Origin of the sequence: Actinomadura viridis, from assembly GCF_015751755.1 — a bacterium.
Lineage (GTDB): Bacteria > Actinomycetota > Actinomycetes > Streptosporangiales > Streptosporangiaceae > Spirillospora > Spirillospora viridis.
This window is the reverse complement of the sequence record NZ_JADOUA010000001.1, coordinates 648713-667317: the sequence shown is the minus strand read 5'-3', so window position 1 is coordinate 667317 and position 18605 is coordinate 648713. Positions and strand designations below refer to the sequence as shown.

Genomic DNA, 18605 nt, shown 5'->3' with positions numbered 1-18605 from the left:
TGAGAACGCGACGGCACACGAAGGAGCATCGGGTGGAAACGAATCACAACTTCCTGCAGACGGGGGGTCAGCCGGTTTCGGACCGGATGCGGGAGTTGCTCGCCCGTGCGGCGCAGGACCACGTCTATGAACAGCGCTCACAGGGTCAGGTCCTGGACGAGATCCGCCAGCGGCTGGAGGGCATGGAGTGGCTGCTCCGCGAGGTGCGGGAGCGGGAGCGGGAGGTCGGCGGCCTCACCGGCCAGCTCGACGGCGTCCGGGGCCAGGTCCAGGAGCTGCTCGGCAGGCCGCCGGAGTGGGCCGAGGGGCTGGCCGAGCACATCGAGGCGGTGGGCGAGCGGGTCAGGCCCGTCGCCGAGTTGCCGGCGCTGTGGGCCGACGTCGGGGCGGTGTCCGAGAACGTCGACGAGGGGCTGTCGCGCATCCAGGGCGTGGCCGACACGGCGAAGGAGATCACCGACGCCACCCGCCAGGCGTCGCGGCACATGGAGGAGATGTCCAAACGGCTGGACCGGCTCCAGGGCAGCCTGGAGGCCGCGTCGGTCCGGTTCAACCGGCTGGACAAGTCGCTGGCCGAGCTGGGGCACCGGGCCGAGCGGCTGGAGCACTCGATCGACGACGTCACCACGCGGGTCGACCGGTCCCTCGGCGAGGTGGCCGAACGCGTGGAGCAGAGCCTGGACGCGGTGAACGGCAGGGTCGAGGGCGTCGGGGGGCGGCTGGACGGCCTGGACGGGCGGCTGGACGGTCTCGACGGCCGGCTGGAGGGGTTGTCGGGCAAGCTGGCCGGGCTGGACGGCCGGATCAAGGGCGTCGACGAGCGCGTCGCCGGTCTCCCGGCCGCGCTGCGGGTCGGCGAGCTGCACCGGATGGTGACCGAGCTGGTGGAACGGCCGGCGCTCGACCAGGGGCACCGGTTCGACGCGCTGGAGAAGCGGCTGGCCGACGCGGTGGACCCCCTGATCGACGAGTTGCGCGCCCGGCCGGACCGGGACGAGGTCGAGGCGACCCTGTCCAGGGTCGCCCGGTCGGCCTCCGGCGACGTGGCCCGGCGCATGGACGAGTTCTCCCGCCGGTTCGAGGACGTGCAGGAGGACGTGCGGGAGCGGATCGAGGGCATCCACGCCGAGGTCGCCCGGAAGGTCGACGGGGCGCTGGAGGAGTTCACCGCCCAGGTGGACACCGTCTCCCGCCGGGTGGAACTGGTCCACAGCGATGTCACCAAGCAGGTCGAGTCGGTGCACGGCGAGGTGTCCAAGCAGGTGGACAGCGTGCACGAGGACGTCGGCCGGCGCATCGACGAGGTGCACGCGGGCGTGGCCAAGCAGGTCGGCGGCCTCCAGGACGACGTCGGCCGGCGGGTCGGCCGCGCCCAGGAGGAGTTCACCCGGCGGGTGGACGGGGTGCAGGACGAGGTGGGGCGGCGGGCCGAGGCCGTCCAGGCGGAGGTGGGACGGCGGTTCGAGACCGTCCAGGACGAGGTCGGCAGGAAGGTCGACGCCGTCCACGACCATGTCTCCAAGCAGGTGACCTCGGTCCACGAGGACATGCTCAAGCGGCTGTCGACGCTGGAGGAGACCGTGCTCGCCCTGGCCGAGGCGCTGCTGCGCCCGCGCCGCGAGGGCAAGGACTGAGCACCCCGGAACGGTCCCGGAACGATCTCGGTCGGGGGCGCCCGCGGCGGGCCGCAGGCGAGGGGCGCCCCTGACCGATCACCCGACGCTTTGTCCGGCTTCCAGTGAAGAGTCCGAAGAGTAACGGACGGAGGCCCACGATGACGTGCACTTTGTTACGTTCCGTCTTCGCAAAATCACTCCCAATACCCCTCGGGATCCGTTTTCATGGATGCCGTGACCCACGCATCGGCACCCTGCCGCCCGGCCGGCAGCCCGCCCACCCGCGCCACCCTGCGCTGGGTGGAGGAGTGCCTCGGCCGTGGCGCCGAGGTGCGCATGATCCGCCCGCTTCCGGGCGGCTGCGCGCACGCCAACCACGCGCTGCTGGTGGAGAGCCGCTCGGGCAGCCCGCACCGGCTGGTCCTGCGCCGCTGGGTCCCCGGCAGGGGCGGCCCGTCCGGTGGCACCGGCGGGCGCCTCGCGCGCTCCGCCGACCCGGAGTTCTCGCCCGAGCGCGAGATCGCGGCGCTGACCCTGCTCACCGGCTGCGAGGTCCCCACGCCGACGCTGGTGGCCGCCGACCCCGCCGGCGCCTACTGCGACGCCCCCGCGCTGCTGATCAGCCGGCTGGTCGGCCATCCGCCCCGGCCCGCCCCCGACGACCTGCCCGAATACCTCATCCAGCTCGCCGCCGCGCTGCTGTCGGTGCACGCCCGGGGCGGCGCGTCGACGATGCCCCCGTACGTCCCGTACAACCGGCTCGACCGGCCCGCCGCGCCCCGCGGCGCGCAGCGTCCCTCCCTGTGGGAACGCGCCTTCACCGCCGCGGCGGGGCCCGCGCCGGACGCCCCCTACCGCTTCATCCACCGCGACTACCAGCCCGACAACACGCTGTGGTCGTACGGCAGGCTGACCGGCATCGTCGACTGGTCCGAGACCTCCTACGGGCCCGCCGCCGTCGACATCGCCCACATGCGGCTCGCCCTCGCGCTGCGCTACGGCCCGCCCGCCGCCGAACGCTTCCTGACCAAGTTCGACCAGGTCTCCGGCGGCTACCCGCACCACCCCTACTGGGACGTCCGCTGCCTGCTCGACCTGCTGCCCGAGGACGACGGCCGGATCCTCGACGAGGCCAAGATCCCGCTGGTCGAGGACTACCTGGCCGCGCTGCTCGCCGAGCTGGGCCCGTCCACGCCAGGGGCCTAGAGGGGCCAGAGGGGGCTAGAGGGGTCCTGAGAGGGCGCAGGACGGGCTCGGATGGCCTCAGAACGGGCTCGGGCGGGCTCGGGCGGGCCTCGGGTGGGCTCGGAGCGGGTAGCGGGTCCGGACCCGTCAGAGGGTGATCGAGCCGATCGGCAGGCTGGAGTCCGCGGGCAGGTCCAGCTCCGACGGCGCCAGGCCCGCGCTCACCAGCTCGGACCCGAGCGCGGCCACCATGGCGCCGTTGTCGGTGCACAGCTTGGGCCGCGGCACCCGCAGCCGCACCCCGGCGGCGTCGCAGCGCTCCTGGGCCATGGCCCGCAACCGCGAGTTGGCCGCCACGCCGCCGCCGATGAGCAGGTCCTTCACCCCGTTGTCACGGCAGACCTTCAGGGCCTTGTGGGTCAGCACGTCCACCACCGCCTCCTGGAAGGAGGCGGCCACGTCGGCCACCGGCACCGGCTCCCCGGCGCGTTCCCTGGCCTCCACCCAGCGCGCGACGGCGGTCTTCAGCCCGGAGAAGGAGAAGTCGTAGGTACCGTCGTCGTACTTCCCGCGCGGGAAGCCGATCGCGGCCGGGTCGCCCTCCCGCGCCATCCGGTCGATGACCGGCCCGCCCGGGAACCCCAGGTCCAGCACCCGGGCGACCTTGTCGAACGCCTCGCCCGCCGCGTCGTCGACGGTGGCGCCCAGCGACCGCACCTCGGTGGCGATGTCGGGGACCAGCAGCAGCGAGGAGTGCCCGCCCGACACCAGCATGGCCACGCACGGCTTGGGCAGCGGACCGTGTTCGAGCTGGTCGACGGCCACGTGCGCGGCCAGGTGGTTCACCCCGTACAGCGGCTTGCCCAGGGACAGCGCGTACGCCTTGGCGGCGGCCACACCGACCATCAGGGCCCCGGGGAGGCCGGGCCCGGCGGTCACCGCGAACGCGTCGACGTCCCGGAAGGTCACCCCGGCGTCGGCCAGCGCCCGCTCCACGGTCGGGGTCATGGCCTCCAGGTGCGCCCGCGAGGCCACCTCGGGGACGACGCCGCCGAACCGCGCGTGCTCCTCCACGCTGGAGGCGATGGCGTCGGCCAGCAGGGTGGAGCCCCGGACGATCCCCACGCCCGTCTCGTCGCAGGAGGTCTCGATCCCCAGCACCAGGGGCTCGGAGTCTCGGATCACTGTGACTGGTCCTCCCGCGAGAAGCCGATGGGGTGGTTCGGACGGGGCCGGGCGGCGTGGAGCTGGCGGCGCATCACGATGGCGTCGGCACCGGAGGGCTGGTAGTAGCGCTTGCGTACGCCGATCCGCTCGAAGCCGAACCGCTCGTAGAGGCGCTGGGCCCGGTCGTTGCCGGCCCGTACCTCCAGGAATACCTCATCGCAGGCGCGCCTCGCGGCCTCGTCCAGCAGCGCGGTGAGCAGGGCCGCGCCGAGCCCGGTGCCCTGCCGCGCGGGCAGCACCCCGATGGTCTGGACGTCGCCCTGCCCGCCGGACGCGGCGAGCCCGGCGTAACCGGCGAGCCCGCCGCCGGCCTCCGGCGCGACCTCGGCGACCACGTAGTGGCGGGTGGCGGGCTGGTGCTCCAGTTCCTCCCGCAGCATCGCCTCCGACCAGGCGTCCTCGGGGAACAGGATCCGTTCGAGTTCGAGGACGGCGGGCAGGTCCGCGGCGGTCATCGGCCGCAGGGCCACGGCGTCCGGGCCCGCGTCCGGGCCCGCGCCGCCGGGTGGACGGGTCATCGGGGCGTCACCTTCTTGCGCGGGCCGGGTTCCTTGGCGTCGGGACGGCGCAGGTAGAGCGGCTCGGGCGGCAGCAGCGCGGGCCCGGACGCGCCCGACAGCCGGGTCACGGCCAGCTCGGCCAGCGCGCCCGCGGTGGGCAGCAGGGGCTGCGCGTCATGCCCGGTAGTGCCCAGGACCTCGGGGTAGAGGGCGGCGCCCTCGCCGATGACCGGGAGGCCCTCCGGCCCCCCGGCGAGCACGTCGGCGGGCGGGCCGACGGCGGGCTCGGTGGTGCGCGACCGGGCGGAGTCGTACCGGGCCCAGTAGACCTCCTTGCGGCGCGCGTCGGTGGCGACGGCGAACGGCGCGGTGCGCCCGGAGGCCCAGGCGATCACGTCCAGGGTGCAGACGCCGTGCACCGGCACCCGCAGCGACTCCCCCATCGCCCGCGCGGTGACCAGGCCGACCCGCAGCCCGGTGTACGGGCCGGGCCCGACGCCGACGGCGATCGCGCTCAGGTCGTCGGGGGACGCCCCGGCCTCGGCCATCACCTCGGCGATGGCCGGCGTGAGCACCTCGGTATGCCTGCGCCGGTCGACGGTCTCCACCGATCCGCGGCGGCGCACGCCCTCGCCCGGGGACCATTCGTACAGGGCCACGGTGACCGCGGCCGTCGCGGTGTCAAAAGCCAAGACCAGCACGGATTGAAAGCGTACTGCAGGACGCGCTCGCCACCGCCCGTCCGGCGGCTTCCTCCGGGTCCGGGCCGGTACGTCCGGCCGGTGCGTCCGGCCGGGCCGGGCCGGTCGGCCCGCGGTCAGCTCGCGCTCAGCCCTTCGAGGATGCTCTTGGCCGCCTCGGTCGCGCCGTTCATCGCGTCGGAGGAGGCGAGGGGCTCACCCTTGTTACCGCCCGAGTAGTGAATGGTCACCAGGACGTTCCCGGCGCGGACGTTGGCGATGGCCTCGCCCGAGCCCTGGCCGTCGTCCACGCTGTAGACGACGTACCCCTCGTCGCCGACGCCGTCGAGCGGGGTCTTGTCGGTGAGTTCCTGCCCGGCCAGCAACGCCTTGCCGGACTCGTCCGCGCCCCGTTCGGAGGTGAACGTGGCGCGGGCGACGTCGGTGGCGGACCGGCCCTGCGCGGCCTCGACGGCCCGCAGCTCCACCGTCAGCTGGCGCTTGCGGTCACCGGTGTAGGCACCCCAGACGCACTGGTTCTGCTGGTCGCTGCTCTGGTAGTTGTCGGCGTGCGTGCGGTTGGCGCCGGGGGCCAGCTTCCCGGCGACCCCCTCGTCCAGCAGTTCGCAGGAGTCGGGCACGATCGTGCGCTCGGACTTGGACATCGGGGAGCTCTCCGCCGCGCCGCTGCCCACGACCTGGCCCGCGTCCTTCCGCTCGCCCGCGCCGACGCCGTTCAGGATGAGGAAGGCGGCGAGGGCGCACGCGCCGACCCCGGCCGCCGCGCCCACCAGCACGGTGGCGAGCCGCCGCGCGGGCTTGCGCTCGCGCACGATGCGGTGGCTTCCGGTGCCGGAACGGTGGCCGCCGCCTCCCGACGACCGGCGGCTCGAGGATCGCCGCCCGCGCCGGGAGCCGCCGGGAGCCCCATGGGTCCCGTACTCGTTTCCGGGAATGGCGTAGCCGCCGCTGACCGTCCGGTGCTCGCCACTGCGCGGGTCGTACTCCCCGCTGGTGGACGGCCCGTACCCGTAGTCGCCGCGATGGTCACCACTCACCGGAACCCTCCGGAGGGAAAGCTGATATGTCTTGAAGGTGAGGTTCGTTCGGGCAAAGAGTACGACATCTAACCGTAAAGTGGACCACTCGCCCTAGCGGAAAAACGCCCGGCCTTCTCGCTTCAGCGAAGATCCCGTTCCAGGCCGGCCCACCGGTCGCCGACCCCAATGATCTTTACTTTCCGGGTCTCTCCAGGCTCTCCGGAGCCGTCCCCCCGAGAAATGATCACTTCCAGCCGGGCGTCCGCCAGGCCCTCGGCCAGCCCCTCGCCCCATTCCACGACGGTGACCGATTCCTCCGCCGAGGCGTCCAGATCGAGATCGTCGAGTTCCGCGAAACCGCCCAGCCGGTAGGCGTCCACGTGGACCAGCGCCGGACCGCCCGCCAGCGAGGGGTGCACCCGCGCGATGACGAACGTCGGCGAGGTGATCGGCCCCCGCACCTTCAGGCCCTCGCCGATCCCCTGGGTCAGCGTGGTCTTGCCCGCCCCCAGATCGCCGGTGAGGACCAGCAGGTCGCCGGGCCGCAGCAGATCGCCCAGCCGCAGCCCGAGCCGCCGCATGTCCTCCGTGGTGGGAACCTCCAGGGTGACGCCCACGCTCCGCTCCTCGCTCTTCTCCATGGCTCCATCGCTCCGTCGCGTCGCCGGGCCCGCCGGGTCTCCGCTCGGTGCGAGCGGGCCCGCGGGGCCGTTCACGCGGTGCGTTCCTCGCGTGCCGATCCGATCCTGCCGACCAGGCGCCGCAGCCCCCCGGTGACCACGCCGGGGTATTCCAGCGGCAGGACGTGCCCGGCGTCGCCGACCTCCACGTACTCCGCGTCCGGCAGGGCCTCGGCGATGGACCGGCCGTGCTGGGGCGGCGTCAGCCGGTCCTCGCCGCCCGACATCACCAGCACCGGCACCCTGCCGATCGTCTCCAGGGCGGCGGTCTTGTCGTGGGCGAGCAGTTCCGGATAGAACTCGGCGATCACGTCGATCGGCGTCGCCCTGATCATCTGTTCCAGGAAGGCGACCACCGTCGGGCTCACGTACCGGTCGGCGAACGCCATCCGGCGGGTGACGATGAACGCGAAGTCGGCGCCCAGCGCCCGAGCGCGGTCGACCAGGTCGGCCTGCCGGCCCAGACCGCGCAGCGTACCGGGCGCCAAGGGACGCAGCACCTTGGCCAGGACCAGCGGCAGGCCCAGCGTCATCTCGGCCAGGTCGCCGCATGAGGTGTTGACCAGCGCGACCCCGACCACGCGGGGCTCGCCCTTGCCGCCCTCGAAGAGCTCGGGGTGGCGGTGCGCCAAGGCCATGACCGACATGCCGCCCATGGAATGACCGACCAGGACGACGGGGGCGTCCGGCTCGACCGTGGCCCGCAGCACCGTGTAGAGGTCCTCGCCGGTCTGGTCGACGGTGGCGTGGGTGGGCTTGCTGCGTCCCGATCGGCCGTGGCTGCGCTGGTCCCAGAAGACCAGCCTGAGCCGCCTGCCCCCGGGCTGCTTGGCGCCGGGCCGCTTGGCGTGCTTGGCGTACTTGGCGTGGTCCTTGCCGTGATCCTTGGCGTGGTCCTTGCCGTGGTCCCTGCCGGCGGCGCGGTCGAGGCCGGCGGCCAGGTCGCGCCGCTGGAAGTGCCAGGAGTCCTGGTTGAGGGTGTAGCCGTGGCTGAAGACGATGGTCAGCGGGGCGTCGTCGGGGCCGTCCACCTCCACGTACAGCGGCACCCCGTCGTCGGCCTGGACGGTGAGCGGCCGGCCGCGCAGCTCGCCGAACGGCTCGTCGGCGTCGGGGTCGGGCCGCAGCCGGACCCGGCCCACCGCCAGCCGGCGCAGCCCCACGGCGGCGCCCACGCCGGCCGCGCCGACGCCCGCCACCGCGCCGGCGACGCCCATCCTGCGCCTGCGACCGCTAGCCATCCACGCCCCCTCCGGCGGCCTGCCCGGTGTACACGCGGGGCACCCGGGACCCGATGCGGGTGACGATCTCGTACGAGATCGTCCCCAGCGCGTCCGCCCATTCCTGGGCGGTGGGCTCGCCGCGGTCGCCCGGCCCGAACAGCACGATCTCGTCCCCGGCGGCGAGCGTGTCGTCGCCCAGGTCGATCACGAACTGGTCCATGCACACCCGCCCGGCGATCCGGCGCCGCGCGCCCCCCGCCAGCACTTCCAGCAGGCTGGAACCGTGCCGGGGGATCCCGTCGCCGTAGCCGGCGGGCACGACGGCCAGGTTGGTCTCCCGTCCGGTGACGTAGGTGTGCCCGTACGACACGCCGCTGCCCGCGGGGACCCGCTTGACCAGGGCCGTGCCGGCGACCAGCGTCATGGCCGGCCGCAGCCCGAAGGTACCGGCCTCCGGGACCGGCGTCAGCCCGTAGATGGCGATCCCGGGGCGGACGAGGTCGAACCGCGCCTCGGGGAGGGTCAGCGTCGCGGCCGAGTTGGACAGGTGCCGGACCTCGGGCCTGACACCGGCCTTCTCCGCGTGCTCGACCATCTCCCGGAAGACCGCGAGCTGGCTCGCGTTCGAGGGGTGCCCCGGCTCGTCGGCGCAGGCGAAATGGGACATCAACCCCACCACGCGCAGGTGCCCGGCGGCCTCGGCGGCCAGCGCCGCCTCCACCAGCGCGGGCCACTCCTCCGCCCCCGCGCCGCCCCGGGACATCCCCGTGTCGGCCTTCAGGTGGATCCGCGCGGGCCGGCCCGCGCGGACCGCGGCGTCGGCGATCTCCCGGACCATCCAGGGAGCGCCCGCGGTCAGGTCGATGTCCGCCGCGATCGCCTGGTCGTACGGCTCGCCCGGCACGCCCAGAGAGACCAGCGTCCGCACACCGGTCAGGCCCTCCGCGCGCAACCGAAGCCCCTCGGCCACCTTGGCCACGCCCAGCCAGGTGGCGCCGCCGGCGAGGGCGGCGCGGGCGGCGGGGATCAGGCCGTGGCCGTACGCCTCGGCCTTCACCATGGCCATGACCTCAGCGCCTCCGGCGCGCTCGCGTAGCGACGCCACATTGCCGCTGATGGCGTCGAGATCGACGCGTGCCTCTGCTGGACTCCTCATGGTTACCCAGTGTGCCGCCCCCCGACCCGTGAACGCGCCCCTCACCCGCGGTGCAGTGCGCGTTCCCGCCGACCTGGCCGACGCCTACCGTGTTACCTACCCATTTCAGAGAATTCACCACACCGCGCGGAAGGCGGCGGGAAGCGCGGTGATCACGTCGTACGCGCTGATCGGGGCCTCTCCGGACCGTTCGCCCGGTTCCCGTCCGGGGGCGGGGGGACCGCCCGCGGCGGCGATCCGCGCCGCCAGCCCGTGCAGGTAGGCCCCGGACGCGGCCGCGTCCAGCGCGGGCAGCCCCCCGGCCAGCAGCGCCCCGACCAGGCCCGACAGCACGTCGCCGGTGCCGGCGGTGGCCAGCCGCGGCGTGCCGGTCGGGTTGACCCGGACCGGGCGGTCCTCCTCGGCCACCAGCGTCGTCGAGCCCTTGAGCAGCACCGTCGCCGACAGCTCGGCCGCCGCCCGCCGCACGTGGTCCAGCCGCGCCGCCTCGATCGCGTCCCGGTCCGCGCCGATCAGCCGGGCCAGCTCCCCGGCGTGGGGGGTCAGCAGCGTCGGCGCCGTTCGCCGCAGCAGGTCGCGGCGGCGCGCCAGGACGGTCAGGCCGTCGGCGTCCACCAGCACGGGCAGGTCGGTGCCGAGCACCGCCTCGACCAGGGTCTCGCCGTCGCGGTCCGTGCCCAGGCCGGGGCCCACCACCCAGGCCTGCACGCGGCCGATCCGTTCGAGGGCGTCCGGTTTCGGCTCGATGACCGTGGTCACCGCCTCGGGCCAGCGCTGCCGGACGAGTTCCACCGCGTGCGGCGCGGAGGCGAACCGCACCATCCCCGCTCCCCCGTGCACCGCGCCTCCGGCGGCGAGCACGGCGGCCCCGGTGAACCGCTCCCCGCCCGCGATGATCCCGACCACCCCGCGCCGGTACTTGTCGGACTCGGGGCCGGGCTCGGGCGGCCGGACGTCCTCGGGACGGGCCGCGACCACGTCCGGGTCGGGCAGGTCGGGGCCGAGGCCGATGTCCACCAGCTCCACCACGCCGCAGTACGCCGCGCCCGGGTCGATCAGCAGGCCGGGCTTGTGGGTGCCGAAGGTGACGGTCACGTCGGCCCGGACGGCCGGGCCGTCCACCCGGCCCGATCCCGCGTCCACCCCGCTCGGCACGTCGCAGGCGACGACCGTCCCGGGGGCCTCCGACGCCAGCCGGGCCAGCGTGGCGTGCGGCTCGCGCAGCGCGCCCGTCCCGCCGATCCCGGTCAGCCCGTCGATGATCAGGTCCGCCCCGGCGACGGCCCCGGCCGCCTCCTCCTCCGGCGGCGCCTGCCCGAGCACCCGCCCGCCGGCCGCGCGCAGGGCGCCGAGCCCGGCCCGGTGGATCCGCGGGCTCGCCGGGACGGCCGTGACGCGGGCGCCCCGGCGCGCCAGCCGCGCCCCCGCGTACAGCGCGTCCCCGCCGTTGTCCCCGCCGCCGACCAGCAGGACCACGTCGGCCCCGTACAACGCGGGGAGGAGCCGGGCGCAGACGGCCGCCAGCCCGGCGGCGGCCCGCTGCATCAGGGCGCCCTCGGGCAGCCGGGCCATCAGCGCCCGCTCCGCGGCCCGGACCTTGCCGACCTCGTGCGCGTACCTCATCCGACCGACCCGACCGATCCGTCCGCCCCGACCGATCCGACCGGCCCGTCCGGCCCGACCGATCCGACCGGCCCGTCCGGCCCGACCGATCCGACCGGCCCGTCCGGCCCGACCGATCCGACCGGCCCGTCCGGTCCGACCAGCCCTTTCGACCCGCTCGACCCGCTCGACCCGCTCGCCATGCTCCGCTCCCCACGTTCCCTGGTCCCGCGGCCCGGCGCCCGTACCGGGACCCGCAGGCCCGACCGCGTACGTACTACCCAGACTCGGACTCGGCGATCACGACGGCGGTGGCGACGCCGGCGTCATGGCTGAGCGAGACGTGCCAGCGCGTGACCCCGCGCCCGGCCGCCGCCTCGGCGACGGTCCCGGCCACCCGCAGGACGGGACGGCCGTCCTCGGCCCGCCCGATCTCCGCGTCGGTCCACAGCAGGCCGCGGGGCGCGCCCAGCGCCTTGGCCAGCGCCTCCTTCGCGGCGAAGCGGGCCGCCAGTGACCGCCCGGCCATCCCCCGTTCCACCTCGGTGAACAGCCGGTCCCGCAAGCCCGGGGTGCGCTCCAGCGAACGCTCGAACCTGGCGATGTCCACGACGTCGATCCCCACTCCCACGATCACCCGCCCAGGGTCCCACGAGCGGGCGGGCCGCCGGGTAATCGCAACGATCAATGGCCGGACCTGCCAGAACACTTCCCAGCGGGGTCGCGCCGAATAAAGTGGGCCTTTGATCGAATGGTGAGTGCGCGTAGCTTGCTGTGCAAGTTACGGTTCCACCGGACGGGTAATCACGCACACCAGTTTCGATTCGCCATACGGGAGCTCTCCCCGCACGGCGCCGCCCCCCTTTGGCGCACCCGGGAGGTCTCCTCCCCGGCAGGAGAGGCCGCAGCGATGAGCGCATCCCCACGTCCTTCCGTACGGCAGCGCAGGCTCGCCGCCGAACTGCGCCGGATACGCGAGCAGATCGGGCTCACCGGAGACGAGGTGGCGGACCGGCTGGACTGGTCGACCGCCAAGGTGAGCCGGATCGAGAACGCGCGTACCGGCGCCAAGATCGCCGACGTCCGGCTGCTGCTCGACCTGTACGAGGTCGGCGGCGCGCGCCGCGAGGAGATCATCGCGCTGGCGCACGACGCCGCCGAACGCGGATGGTGGGAGGAGTACCGCGATCTGATCGGCGGCTACCCCGACTACATCGCCATGGAGGCGGAGGCGAGCCTGATCCGTCAATGGGAGACGCACACCATCCCGGGGCTGTTGCAGACCGAGGACTACGCCCGGACGGTCGTCTCCGGATGGAACACCATCGCGGCCACCCCGCCGCGCGAGATCGACCGCCGGGTCGAGGTCCGGATGCGGCGCCAGGAGATCCTGCGGCGCGAGCCCTCCTCGGTGGAGCTGTGGATCGTGATCGACGAATCCGCTCTCTGGCGACTGGTCGGGGATGATTCAGTCATGGCACACCAAATGCGCCATCTTTTCACGGTCACAAAGCTCCCCAATGTGCGAGTTCAGATATTCCCGATGAGTGCCCAGCACCCGCTCATGGAAGGCTCTTTCACGCTGCTGGAGTTCGCCGCTTCGCATGACATCACCTTTCCCGATATCGTGCATACCGAGAGTCTGGCGGTAAGCCATTTCGAGGACGAGGTGACGACACATCTGTACCGGCTCGCCCATGACACTTTGGCCGAGTCGGCGCTGGAGCCGGCCGAGTCCAGGGACATGATCGCGGAGATTCTCAACAGATGGGAACAACAAATCACAGACTGAGGTCTCTGAACTGAAGGATATCGCGTGACCTCCGCCGAATTCGATTCGATCTCCTGGCGCAAGGGTAGTCGCTGCGCCGCCAACGGCACGTGCGTGGAAATCGCAGCAATGGGGACAGTTCGGGCAATAGCCGCCCGAGATGCCAAACACGGCGATGCCAGTCCGGTCCTGCTGTTCTCGGTCCGAGAATGGCGCGCGTTCACGGACCGGGTCAAGCAAGGGGATCTCGACGCGTCCCTCTGAGGGCACGCGATGAGGGGCCCGGCCGCGTGCGGCCGGGCCCCTCATCGTGTCCGGAGGGTCACCTCGGCATCGTGACAGGCCACCATTCGGTGGCATGTCAGTAAGGGTTGAGGTGCCCTTTAATGGCGGGGAGCACGACCGGCGCCGGCCACACCGAGGAGGTCGCATGCGACCCGACAGACCGACGCCGCTCCGCTGGAGGCGGAGCGGGTACTGCCAGACCAACAACGGCTGCGTCGAAGTCGCGCGGTCGGAGGGCCCCGGCGGGCCCTCGGCCGCGCTCAGGGACGGCACCCTCCCGGAGAGCGGCGCGGTGCTCTCCCTGACCCCCGCCGGGTGGCGGTCCTTCCTGACGGCCGTGAGGGCGGGGGCCTTCGACCGTCCGCCGCAGGCCGGGCCCCCGCCGGCCTCCTCGCCGGCCTCCTCGCCGTCCGGCCGGGCCGCTACTCGACCGTGACGGACTTGGCCAGGTTGCGCGGCTGGTCGACGTCGTGGCCCTTGGCGGTCGCCAGCTCGCAGGCGAAGACCTGGAGCGGGACCGTGGTCACCAGGGGCTGGAGCAGGGTGGGGACGGCGGGGACGGCGATCAGGGTGTCGGCGTACGGCTCGACCGACGCGTCGCCCTCCTCGGCGATCACGATCGTCCGGGCGCCCCGGGCGCGGATCTCCTGGATGTTCGACACGATCTTGTCGTGCAGCACGTCCCGGGCGCGCGGGGGCACCACCACGACGACCGGCAGCCCCTCCTCGATGAGCGCGATGGGGCCGTGCTTGAGCTCACCCGCCGCGAACCCCTCGGCATGCATGTAGGCGAGCTCCTTGAGCTTGAGCGCGCCCTCCAGCGCGACCGGGAAGCCCACGTGACGCCCGAGGAACAGCACGCACCGCTCGCCCGCCAGCGAACGGGCCAGCTCACGTACGGGCTCCATGGTCTCCAGGACCTTGTCCACCTTCTCCGGCATCTGCGCCAGGAGCTGGACCATGGCGAAGACCTCGTCGCCCCACTTGGTGCCCCGGACCTGGGCCAGGTACAGCGCGATGAGGTAGACGGCGACGAGCTGGGTGAGGAACGCCTTGGTGGAGGCGACCGCGATCTCGGGGCCGGCGTGGGTGTAGAGCACGCCGTCGCACTCGCGGGGCAGCGTCGAGCCGTTGACGTTGCAGATGCCGAGCAGCTTGGCGTGCTGCTCGCGGGCGTGCCGGACCGCCATCAGCGCGTCCATGGTCTCGCCGGACTGCGAGATCGCGATGACCAGCGTGCTGCGGCTCAGGATCGGGTCCCGGTAGCGGAACTCGCTGGCCAGCTCCACTTCGCAGGGCAGCCCGGCCCAGTGCTCGATGGCGTACTTGGCGATCAGGCCCGCGTGGTAGGACGTGCCGCAGGCCACGATGATGATCTTGTCGACCTCGCGCAGCTCCTGGTCGGAGATGCGCATCTCGTCCAGGTGGAGCCGGCCGTCGGCACCGATCCGGCCGAGCAGGGTGTCGGCGACCGCCCGCGGCTGCTCGGCGATCTCCTTGAGCATGAAGTAGTCGTAGCCGCCCTTCTCCGCGGCCGACACGTCCCAGTCGACGTGGTACTCCTTCACCTCGGCCGGGCGGCCCGCGAAGTCGGTGACGGTCACCCCGCCCGAACGCAGCTCGACGACCTGGTCCTGGCCCAGCTCGATCGCGTCGCGGGTGTGGGCGATGAACGCGGCCACGTCGCTGGCCAGGAAGTTCTCGCCGTCCCCCACGCCGACGACCAGCGGGGAGTTGCGGCGGGCGCCCACCACCAGGTCGGCGTCGCCGGTGTGCACCGCCACCAGGGTGAACGCGCCTTCGAGCCGGCCGCAGACGCGCCGCATGGCCTCGGCCAGTCCCCCGGCGGACGCCAGCTCGTCCTCCAGGAGGTGCGCGACGGCCTCGGTGTCGGTGTCGGAGGAGAGCTTGTGCCCGCGCTCCTCCAGCTCGGCCCGCAGCTCGGCGAAGTTCTCGATGATCCCGTTGTGGATGACCGCGACCGTCCCCGAGCAGTCGGTGTGCGGGTGCGCGTTGCGGTCGTTCGGCGGGCCGTGCGTGGCCCACCGGGTGTGCCCCATGCCCAGCGTCCCGGCGGGCGGGGGCTCCTCCGCCAGCGCGGTGCGCAGGTTGACCAGCTTGCCGGCGCGCTTGGCCGTCGCCAGGGCCCCGTCGGCCAGGACCGCCACCCCGGCCGAGTCGTAACCCCGGTACTCCAGCCGCGCCAGTCCCTCGATGACGACGTCCAGTGCCGGCTTGGCGCCCACGTACCCAACGATTCCGCACATGGCGGCAAGCCTATTCGCTCGCCCCACCCGGACCCGCCACCACGGGCAGGGAACACATGGCTATAGCGTTGACGGCCGGTGAAACGCCGGTGTCCACCAGGACCGGTGTTTACTGTTCACCCATGATGAGCGGATGGGACAGCGTGCCTAGCCCCTACGTGGAACTCACGCGCGACGCCTGGCGTGCCCTGCGCGAGAACACCCCGCTGCCCCTGACCCCCGGCGAGCTGGACGCGCTGCGCGGTCTGCGCGACCCGATCGACATCACCGAGGTCGAGGAGGTCTACCTGCCCCTGTCGCGGCTGCTCAACCTCTTCTTCCTGGCCGACGGCGGGCTGCGGGACACCATCGGCGCGTTCCTCGGCGAGCCGGTGCAGCCCACCCCGTTCATCATCGGGGTCGCGGGCAGCGTCGCGGTCGGCAAGTCCACCACGTCCCGGCTGCTGCGCACGCTGCTGGCCCGCTGGCCCGAGCATCCCAGCGTGGAGCTGGTCACCACCGACAGCTTCCTGTACCCCAACGCGGTGCTGTCCGAGCGCGGGATCATGGACCGCAAGGGCTTCCCCGAGTCCTACGACCGGCGCGCGCTGGTCCGCTTCGTGTCGGCGATCAAGGCGGGCGCCGGAGAGCACACGATCCCGGTCTACTCCCACCTGGAGTACGACATCGTCCCCGGCGCGACCCAGACCGTCCGGCGCCCCGACATCCTCATCGTGGAGGGCCTGAACGTGCTCCAGGCCCCGCCGGCCGGGCAGCTCGGCGTTTCGGACTTCTTCGACTTCTCCATCTACGTGGACGCCCGGGTGGAGGACATCCGGCAGTGGTACGTGGACCGGCTGTTCGCGCTGCGCCGCACCGCGTTCACCGACCCCCGCTCCTACTTCCACCGCTATTCGCAGCTAGACGAGGACGAGGCGGCGGCGTTCGCGCAGCGGGTGTGGCGGGACGTCAACGAGATCAACCTGGTGTCCAACATCCTGCCGTCCCGCGCCCGCGCCACCCTCGTCCTGCACAAGGGCCGCGACCACGCCATCCAGCGGGTCCGGCTGCGCCGCATCTGAGCCTCGCGCACGCCTGTCGGCCCCCTCCTCTACGGTGTGGCCGCATGAAACGCCCGCCCCTCGGGCGTTCACCGGCACCGAGAGGCAGCACCGCCCATGATCGAGGACGCTCCCGCCGACGCGCTCCCGCCGATTCTCGTCGATCCGCCGTGGGAGCAGGAGGCGCGCAAGCCCAAGCCCGCCAGGGCCCCGGAGCCCGAGCCCAGGCTCGTCCCCGGCCTGACGCCCCCGGACGAACGGATCGTCGCCTGGCTGCCCGGGGAGCGCGCGCAGTGGGAGAAGGTCTCGGTCTACAACTCCGTTCGCGGCGAGTGGGAGCAGGCCGTCCAGAGCTACCGCGACGGGACCGGCGTCCAGTACGAGCCGACGCAGGCCGGCATGTTCGCCAAGGCCCCCGTGGAGCTGGTCCGCCCGCTGCTGGCCGAGTGGCGCCCGCGGTACCCCAGGTACATCTGGAAGTACCTCAGGCCGGTGGTGGCACGGTTCGAGTCGGACGCCCGCGGCGTCGTCGTGCACTGCGCCGGGGTCGCCCCGGCCGCCGACGCGCAGGCGCTCCTTCCCTTCCTGGACGCCGAGGTGGCGGTGCTCATGGCCGACTGGCTGTTCCGCCTGAAGTCGGCGCGGAAGGTCGCCGCCGCCTGGTTCGGCAGGCATGGCCTTGCGGCCGTGCCTTTCCTGGTCCCCGACGCGCTGGGCAAGAGCCGCCCGGCCCGTAAGAAGGCCGTGGCGGCGCTGTGGTTCGTGGCGGGCGAGCACGGCGCGGACGCCGTCGCCGAGGCCGCCCGCGCGCACGGCGACGAGGCCGCCGGGGCCGTGGCCGAGGTGCTGCGCGGCGAGCCGCCGGTCACCGGCGCCGCCAAGAAGCCGGCCGGCGACGCCCAGCGTCCCCCCAAGCTCTCGTGGCTGGACGCGGCCGAACTGCCCCGGCTCGTCCTGAAGGAGTGCGGACGCGCCGTGCCGCCCGCCGCGGCCCGCAACGTCGTGTCCCTGCTCTCGCTCTCCGGCGCCAGGCCGCATCCCGGTCTGGCGCCGGTCGTCGAGGGGTGCACGCCGGGCTCCCTCGCGGAGTTCTCCTGGGCGGTCTTCGAGGCGTGGCGGGCGGCGGGCGAGCCGTCGCGCAGCGGGTGGGTGCTGCACCAGCTCGGATGGCTGGGCGACGACGAGACCGTACGGCGGCTCACCCCGATCATCCGGGTCTGGCCGGGCAAGTCGGGCCATGCCAAGGCGGTCCAGGGCCTGAACGTGCTGACCTCGATCGGCACCGACGTGGCACTGATCCATCTCAACGCCATCGCCCGGAAGGTGAAGTTCACCGGCCTCCGGCACCAGGCACGGCTCGCGATCGCCCAGGCCGCCAAGGACCGCGGGCTCAGCTCCGAGCAGCTCGCCGACCGGCTCGTCCCCGGCCTCGGCCTGGACGCCGAGGGCGGGATGACGCTCGACTACGGCCCGCGCGCCTTCCGCGTCGGCTTCGACGAGCAGCTCAAGCCCTACGTCATGGACGGCGACGGCAAGCGCCGCAAGGCGCTGCCCAAGCCCGGCGTGAAGGACGACGGCGAGCTGGCCCCCGCCGCGTACCGCCGGTTCGCCGACCTCAAGAAGGACGTGCGGACGATCGCGGCGGAGCAGATCGAGCGCCTGGAGACCGCCATGGTGACCGGGCGCCGCTGGACGTCGCAGGAGTTCCGGGCCTTCTTCGTCGACCACCCGCTGATCTGGCACATCGCCCGCCGGGTGGTCTGGCTGGCCGGTGAGCGGCCGTTCCGGATCGCCGAGGACCGCACCTTCGCCGACGCCGACGACGAGCCGTTCACCCTGCGGGACACCGACGAGGTGGGCATCGCGCACCCGCTGCTCCTGGGCGAGGCGCTGGAGGCGTGGGGGACGGTCTTCGCCGACTACGAGATCCTCCAGCCGTTCCCGCAGCTCGGCCGCACGATCCACACGCTCACCGACGAGGAGCGCAAGGAGGCCCGGCTCGCCCGGTTCGAGGGACGCACCGTCCCCGTCGGCAAGGTCCTCGGGCTCACCCGGCACGGCTGGGAGCGGGGAGCCCCCCAGGACGGCGGCGTCGAGCACGAGATCACCCTGCGCGTCGGACCGGACCGGTGGATCGTGGTCGACCTCACTCCGGGCATCGCGGTCGGCGCGGTCGACATCTTCCCCGAGCAGACGCTCGCTCAGGTCATGATCGGAACCACTTCCTCAACTTACGGGTCCAAGAAGGACGGTCCGGTCTTCGGGGACCTCGATCCCGTGGTCGCCTCCGAAGTCCTCTCCACTCTGACCCACCTCACCGGAAACTAGGAGCG

Annotated in this window: 17 protein-coding genes; 7 read left to right on the top strand and 10 right to left on the bottom strand. The window is 73.2% G+C overall.

Annotated features, from left to right (window positions below; genetic code table 11):
• Positions 1 to 32 precede the first annotated feature (32 nt).
• Positions 33 to 1634: a hypothetical protein gene (locus IW256_RS02985; RefSeq protein ID WP_307828716.1), complete on the top strand. Its 1602-nt coding sequence runs from the start codon at positions 33 to 35 to the stop codon at positions 1632 to 1634.
• Between the two features lie 207 nt (positions 1635 to 1841).
• A complete protein-coding gene (locus IW256_RS02980; protein ID WP_197009478.1) occupies positions 1842 to 2822 on the top strand; it encodes a phosphotransferase family protein in 981 nt (326 codons plus the stop codon).
• A gap of 126 nt (positions 2823 to 2948) precedes the next feature.
• Here the strand turns inward: IW256_RS02980 and tsaD are convergent, their stop codons facing one another.
• The 9 genes from tsaD to IW256_RS02930 form a co-directional block, all read right to left on the bottom strand.
• Positions 2949 to 3986, bottom strand: a complete 1038-nt coding sequence (gene tsaD, locus IW256_RS02975) for a tRNA (adenosine(37)-N6)-threonylcarbamoyltransferase complex transferase subunit TsaD (protein WP_197009477.1) — start codon at positions 3984 to 3986, stop codon at positions 2949 to 2951.
• Positions 3983 to 4546: a ribosomal protein S18-alanine N-acetyltransferase gene (rimI, locus tag IW256_RS02970; RefSeq protein ID WP_231403620.1), complete on the bottom strand. Its 564-nt coding sequence runs from the start codon at positions 4544 to 4546 to the stop codon at positions 3983 to 3985. Before rimI ends, tsaD begins: the two co-directional genes overlap by 4 nt.
• Positions 4543 to 5229, bottom strand: a complete 687-nt coding sequence (gene tsaB / locus IW256_RS02965; protein WP_197009476.1) for a tRNA (adenosine(37)-N6)-threonylcarbamoyltransferase complex dimerization subunit type 1 TsaB — start codon at positions 5227 to 5229, stop codon at positions 4543 to 4545. The genes rimI and tsaB overlap by 4 nt, the downstream gene beginning before the upstream one ends.
• Before the next feature lie 116 nt (positions 5230 to 5345).
• A complete protein-coding gene (locus IW256_RS02960; RefSeq protein ID WP_197009475.1) occupies positions 5346 to 6266 on the bottom strand; it encodes a hypothetical protein in 921 nt (306 codons plus the stop codon).
• Between the two features lie 122 nt (positions 6267 to 6388).
• Entirely contained in the window at positions 6389 to 6889 is a 501-nt protein-coding gene (gene tsaE / locus IW256_RS02955; protein ID WP_197009474.1) for a tRNA (adenosine(37)-N6)-threonylcarbamoyltransferase complex ATPase subunit type 1 TsaE, read from the bottom strand.
• A gap of 71 nt (positions 6890 to 6960) precedes the next feature.
• The gene (locus IW256_RS02950) at positions 6961 to 8169 is read right to left on the bottom strand and encodes an alpha/beta fold hydrolase (RefSeq protein ID WP_197009473.1); all 1209 of its coding nucleotides are present in this window, start codon (positions 8167 to 8169) and stop codon (positions 6961 to 6963) included.
• Positions 8162 to 9307 carry an alanine racemase gene (gene alr, locus IW256_RS02945; RefSeq protein ID WP_197009472.1) on the bottom strand — a complete coding sequence of 382 codons (1146 nt, stop codon included), beginning with the start codon at positions 9305 to 9307 and terminating at the stop codon, positions 8162 to 8164. Before alr ends, IW256_RS02950 begins: the two co-directional genes overlap by 8 nt.
• A 114-nt stretch (positions 9308 to 9421) precedes the next feature.
• Positions 9422 to 10930 carry an NAD(P)H-hydrate dehydratase gene (locus IW256_RS02940; protein ID WP_197009471.1) on the bottom strand — a complete coding sequence of 503 codons (1509 nt, stop codon included), beginning with the start codon at positions 10928 to 10930 and terminating at the stop codon, positions 9422 to 9424.
• 256 nt (positions 10931 to 11186) lie between these two features.
• The gene (locus IW256_RS02930) at positions 11187 to 11546 is read right to left on the bottom strand and encodes a holo-ACP synthase (RefSeq protein ID WP_197009469.1); all 360 of its coding nucleotides are present in this window, start codon (positions 11544 to 11546) and stop codon (positions 11187 to 11189) included.
• A gap of 273 nt (positions 11547 to 11819) precedes the next feature.
• On the opposite strand from IW256_RS02930, the gene IW256_RS02925 reads away from it, so the two are divergent.
• From IW256_RS02925 to IW256_RS02915, 3 genes are all read left to right on the top strand, one after another.
• The gene (locus IW256_RS02925; RefSeq protein WP_197009468.1) at positions 11820 to 12701 is read left to right on the top strand and encodes a helix-turn-helix domain-containing protein; all 882 of its coding nucleotides are present in this window, start codon (positions 11820 to 11822) and stop codon (positions 12699 to 12701) included.
• A gap of 24 nt (positions 12702 to 12725) precedes the next feature.
• The gene (locus IW256_RS40770) at positions 12726 to 12944 is read left to right on the top strand and encodes a DUF397 domain-containing protein (RefSeq protein WP_197009467.1); all 219 of its coding nucleotides are present in this window, start codon (positions 12726 to 12728) and stop codon (positions 12942 to 12944) included.
• A gap of 166 nt (positions 12945 to 13110) precedes the next feature.
• On the top strand, positions 13111 to 13401 hold the full coding sequence (locus IW256_RS02915; RefSeq protein WP_197009466.1) for a DUF397 domain-containing protein: 291 nt from the start codon (positions 13111 to 13113) through the stop codon (positions 13399 to 13401).
• Here IW256_RS02915 and glmS read toward each other — a convergent pair.
• Positions 13388 to 15232, bottom strand: a complete 1845-nt coding sequence (glmS, locus tag IW256_RS02910) for a glutamine--fructose-6-phosphate transaminase (isomerizing) (RefSeq protein ID WP_197009465.1) — start codon at positions 15230 to 15232, stop codon at positions 13388 to 13390. The two genes, IW256_RS02915 and glmS, sit on opposite strands and share 14 nt — an antisense overlap.
• Positions 15233 to 15354: 122 nt before the next feature.
• On the opposite strand from glmS, the gene coaA reads away from it, so the two are divergent.
• Both coaA and IW256_RS02900 read left to right on the top strand, forming a co-directional pair.
• Positions 15355 to 16293 (top strand): type I pantothenate kinase, encoded by a 939-nt coding sequence (gene coaA / locus IW256_RS02905; protein WP_420535389.1) that lies wholly within the window; start codon positions 15355 to 15357, stop codon positions 16291 to 16293.
• Between the two features lie 96 nt (positions 16294 to 16389).
• Entirely contained in the window at positions 16390 to 18600 is a 2211-nt protein-coding gene (locus IW256_RS02900; protein WP_197009464.1) for a DUF4132 domain-containing protein, read from the top strand.
• Positions 18601 to 18605 lie beyond the last annotated feature (5 nt).

Excerpts from the sequence above, each read along its gene's own strand:
- IW256_RS02900 (WP_197009464.1), top strand. The coding sequence starts at position 16,390 with ATGATCGAGGACGCTCCCGCCGACGCGCTCCCGCCGATTCTCGTCGAT.
- IW256_RS02940 (WP_197009471.1), bottom strand. The coding sequence starts at position 10,930 with ATGAGGTACGCGCACGAGGTCGGCAAGGTCCGGGCCGCGGAGCGGGCG.
- rimI (WP_231403620.1), bottom strand. The coding sequence starts at position 4,546 with ATGACCCGTCCACCCGGCGGCGCGGGCCCGGACGCGGGCCCGGACGCC.
- coaA (WP_420535389.1), top strand. The coding sequence starts at position 15,355 with ATGATGAGCGGATGGGACAGCGTGCCTAGCCCCTACGTGGAACTCACG.
- IW256_RS02980 (WP_197009478.1), top strand. The coding sequence starts at position 1,842 with ATGGATGCCGTGACCCACGCATCGGCACCCTGCCGCCCGGCCGGCAGC.
- IW256_RS02950 (WP_197009473.1), bottom strand. The coding sequence starts at position 8,169 with ATGGCTAGCGGTCGCAGGCGCAGGATGGGCGTCGCCGGCGCGGTGGCG.
- tsaE (WP_197009474.1), bottom strand. The coding sequence starts at position 6,889 with ATGGAGAAGAGCGAGGAGCGGAGCGTGGGCGTCACCCTGGAGGTTCCC.
- glmS (WP_197009465.1), bottom strand. The coding sequence starts at position 15,232 with ATGTGCGGAATCGTTGGGTACGTGGGCGCCAAGCCGGCACTGGACGTC.
- IW256_RS02915 (WP_197009466.1), top strand. The coding sequence starts at position 13,111 with ATGCGACCCGACAGACCGACGCCGCTCCGCTGGAGGCGGAGCGGGTAC.
- alr (WP_197009472.1), bottom strand. The coding sequence starts at position 9,307 with ATGAGGAGTCCAGCAGAGGCACGCGTCGATCTCGACGCCATCAGCGGC.
- IW256_RS02925 (WP_197009468.1), top strand. The coding sequence starts at position 11,820 with ATGAGCGCATCCCCACGTCCTTCCGTACGGCAGCGCAGGCTCGCCGCC.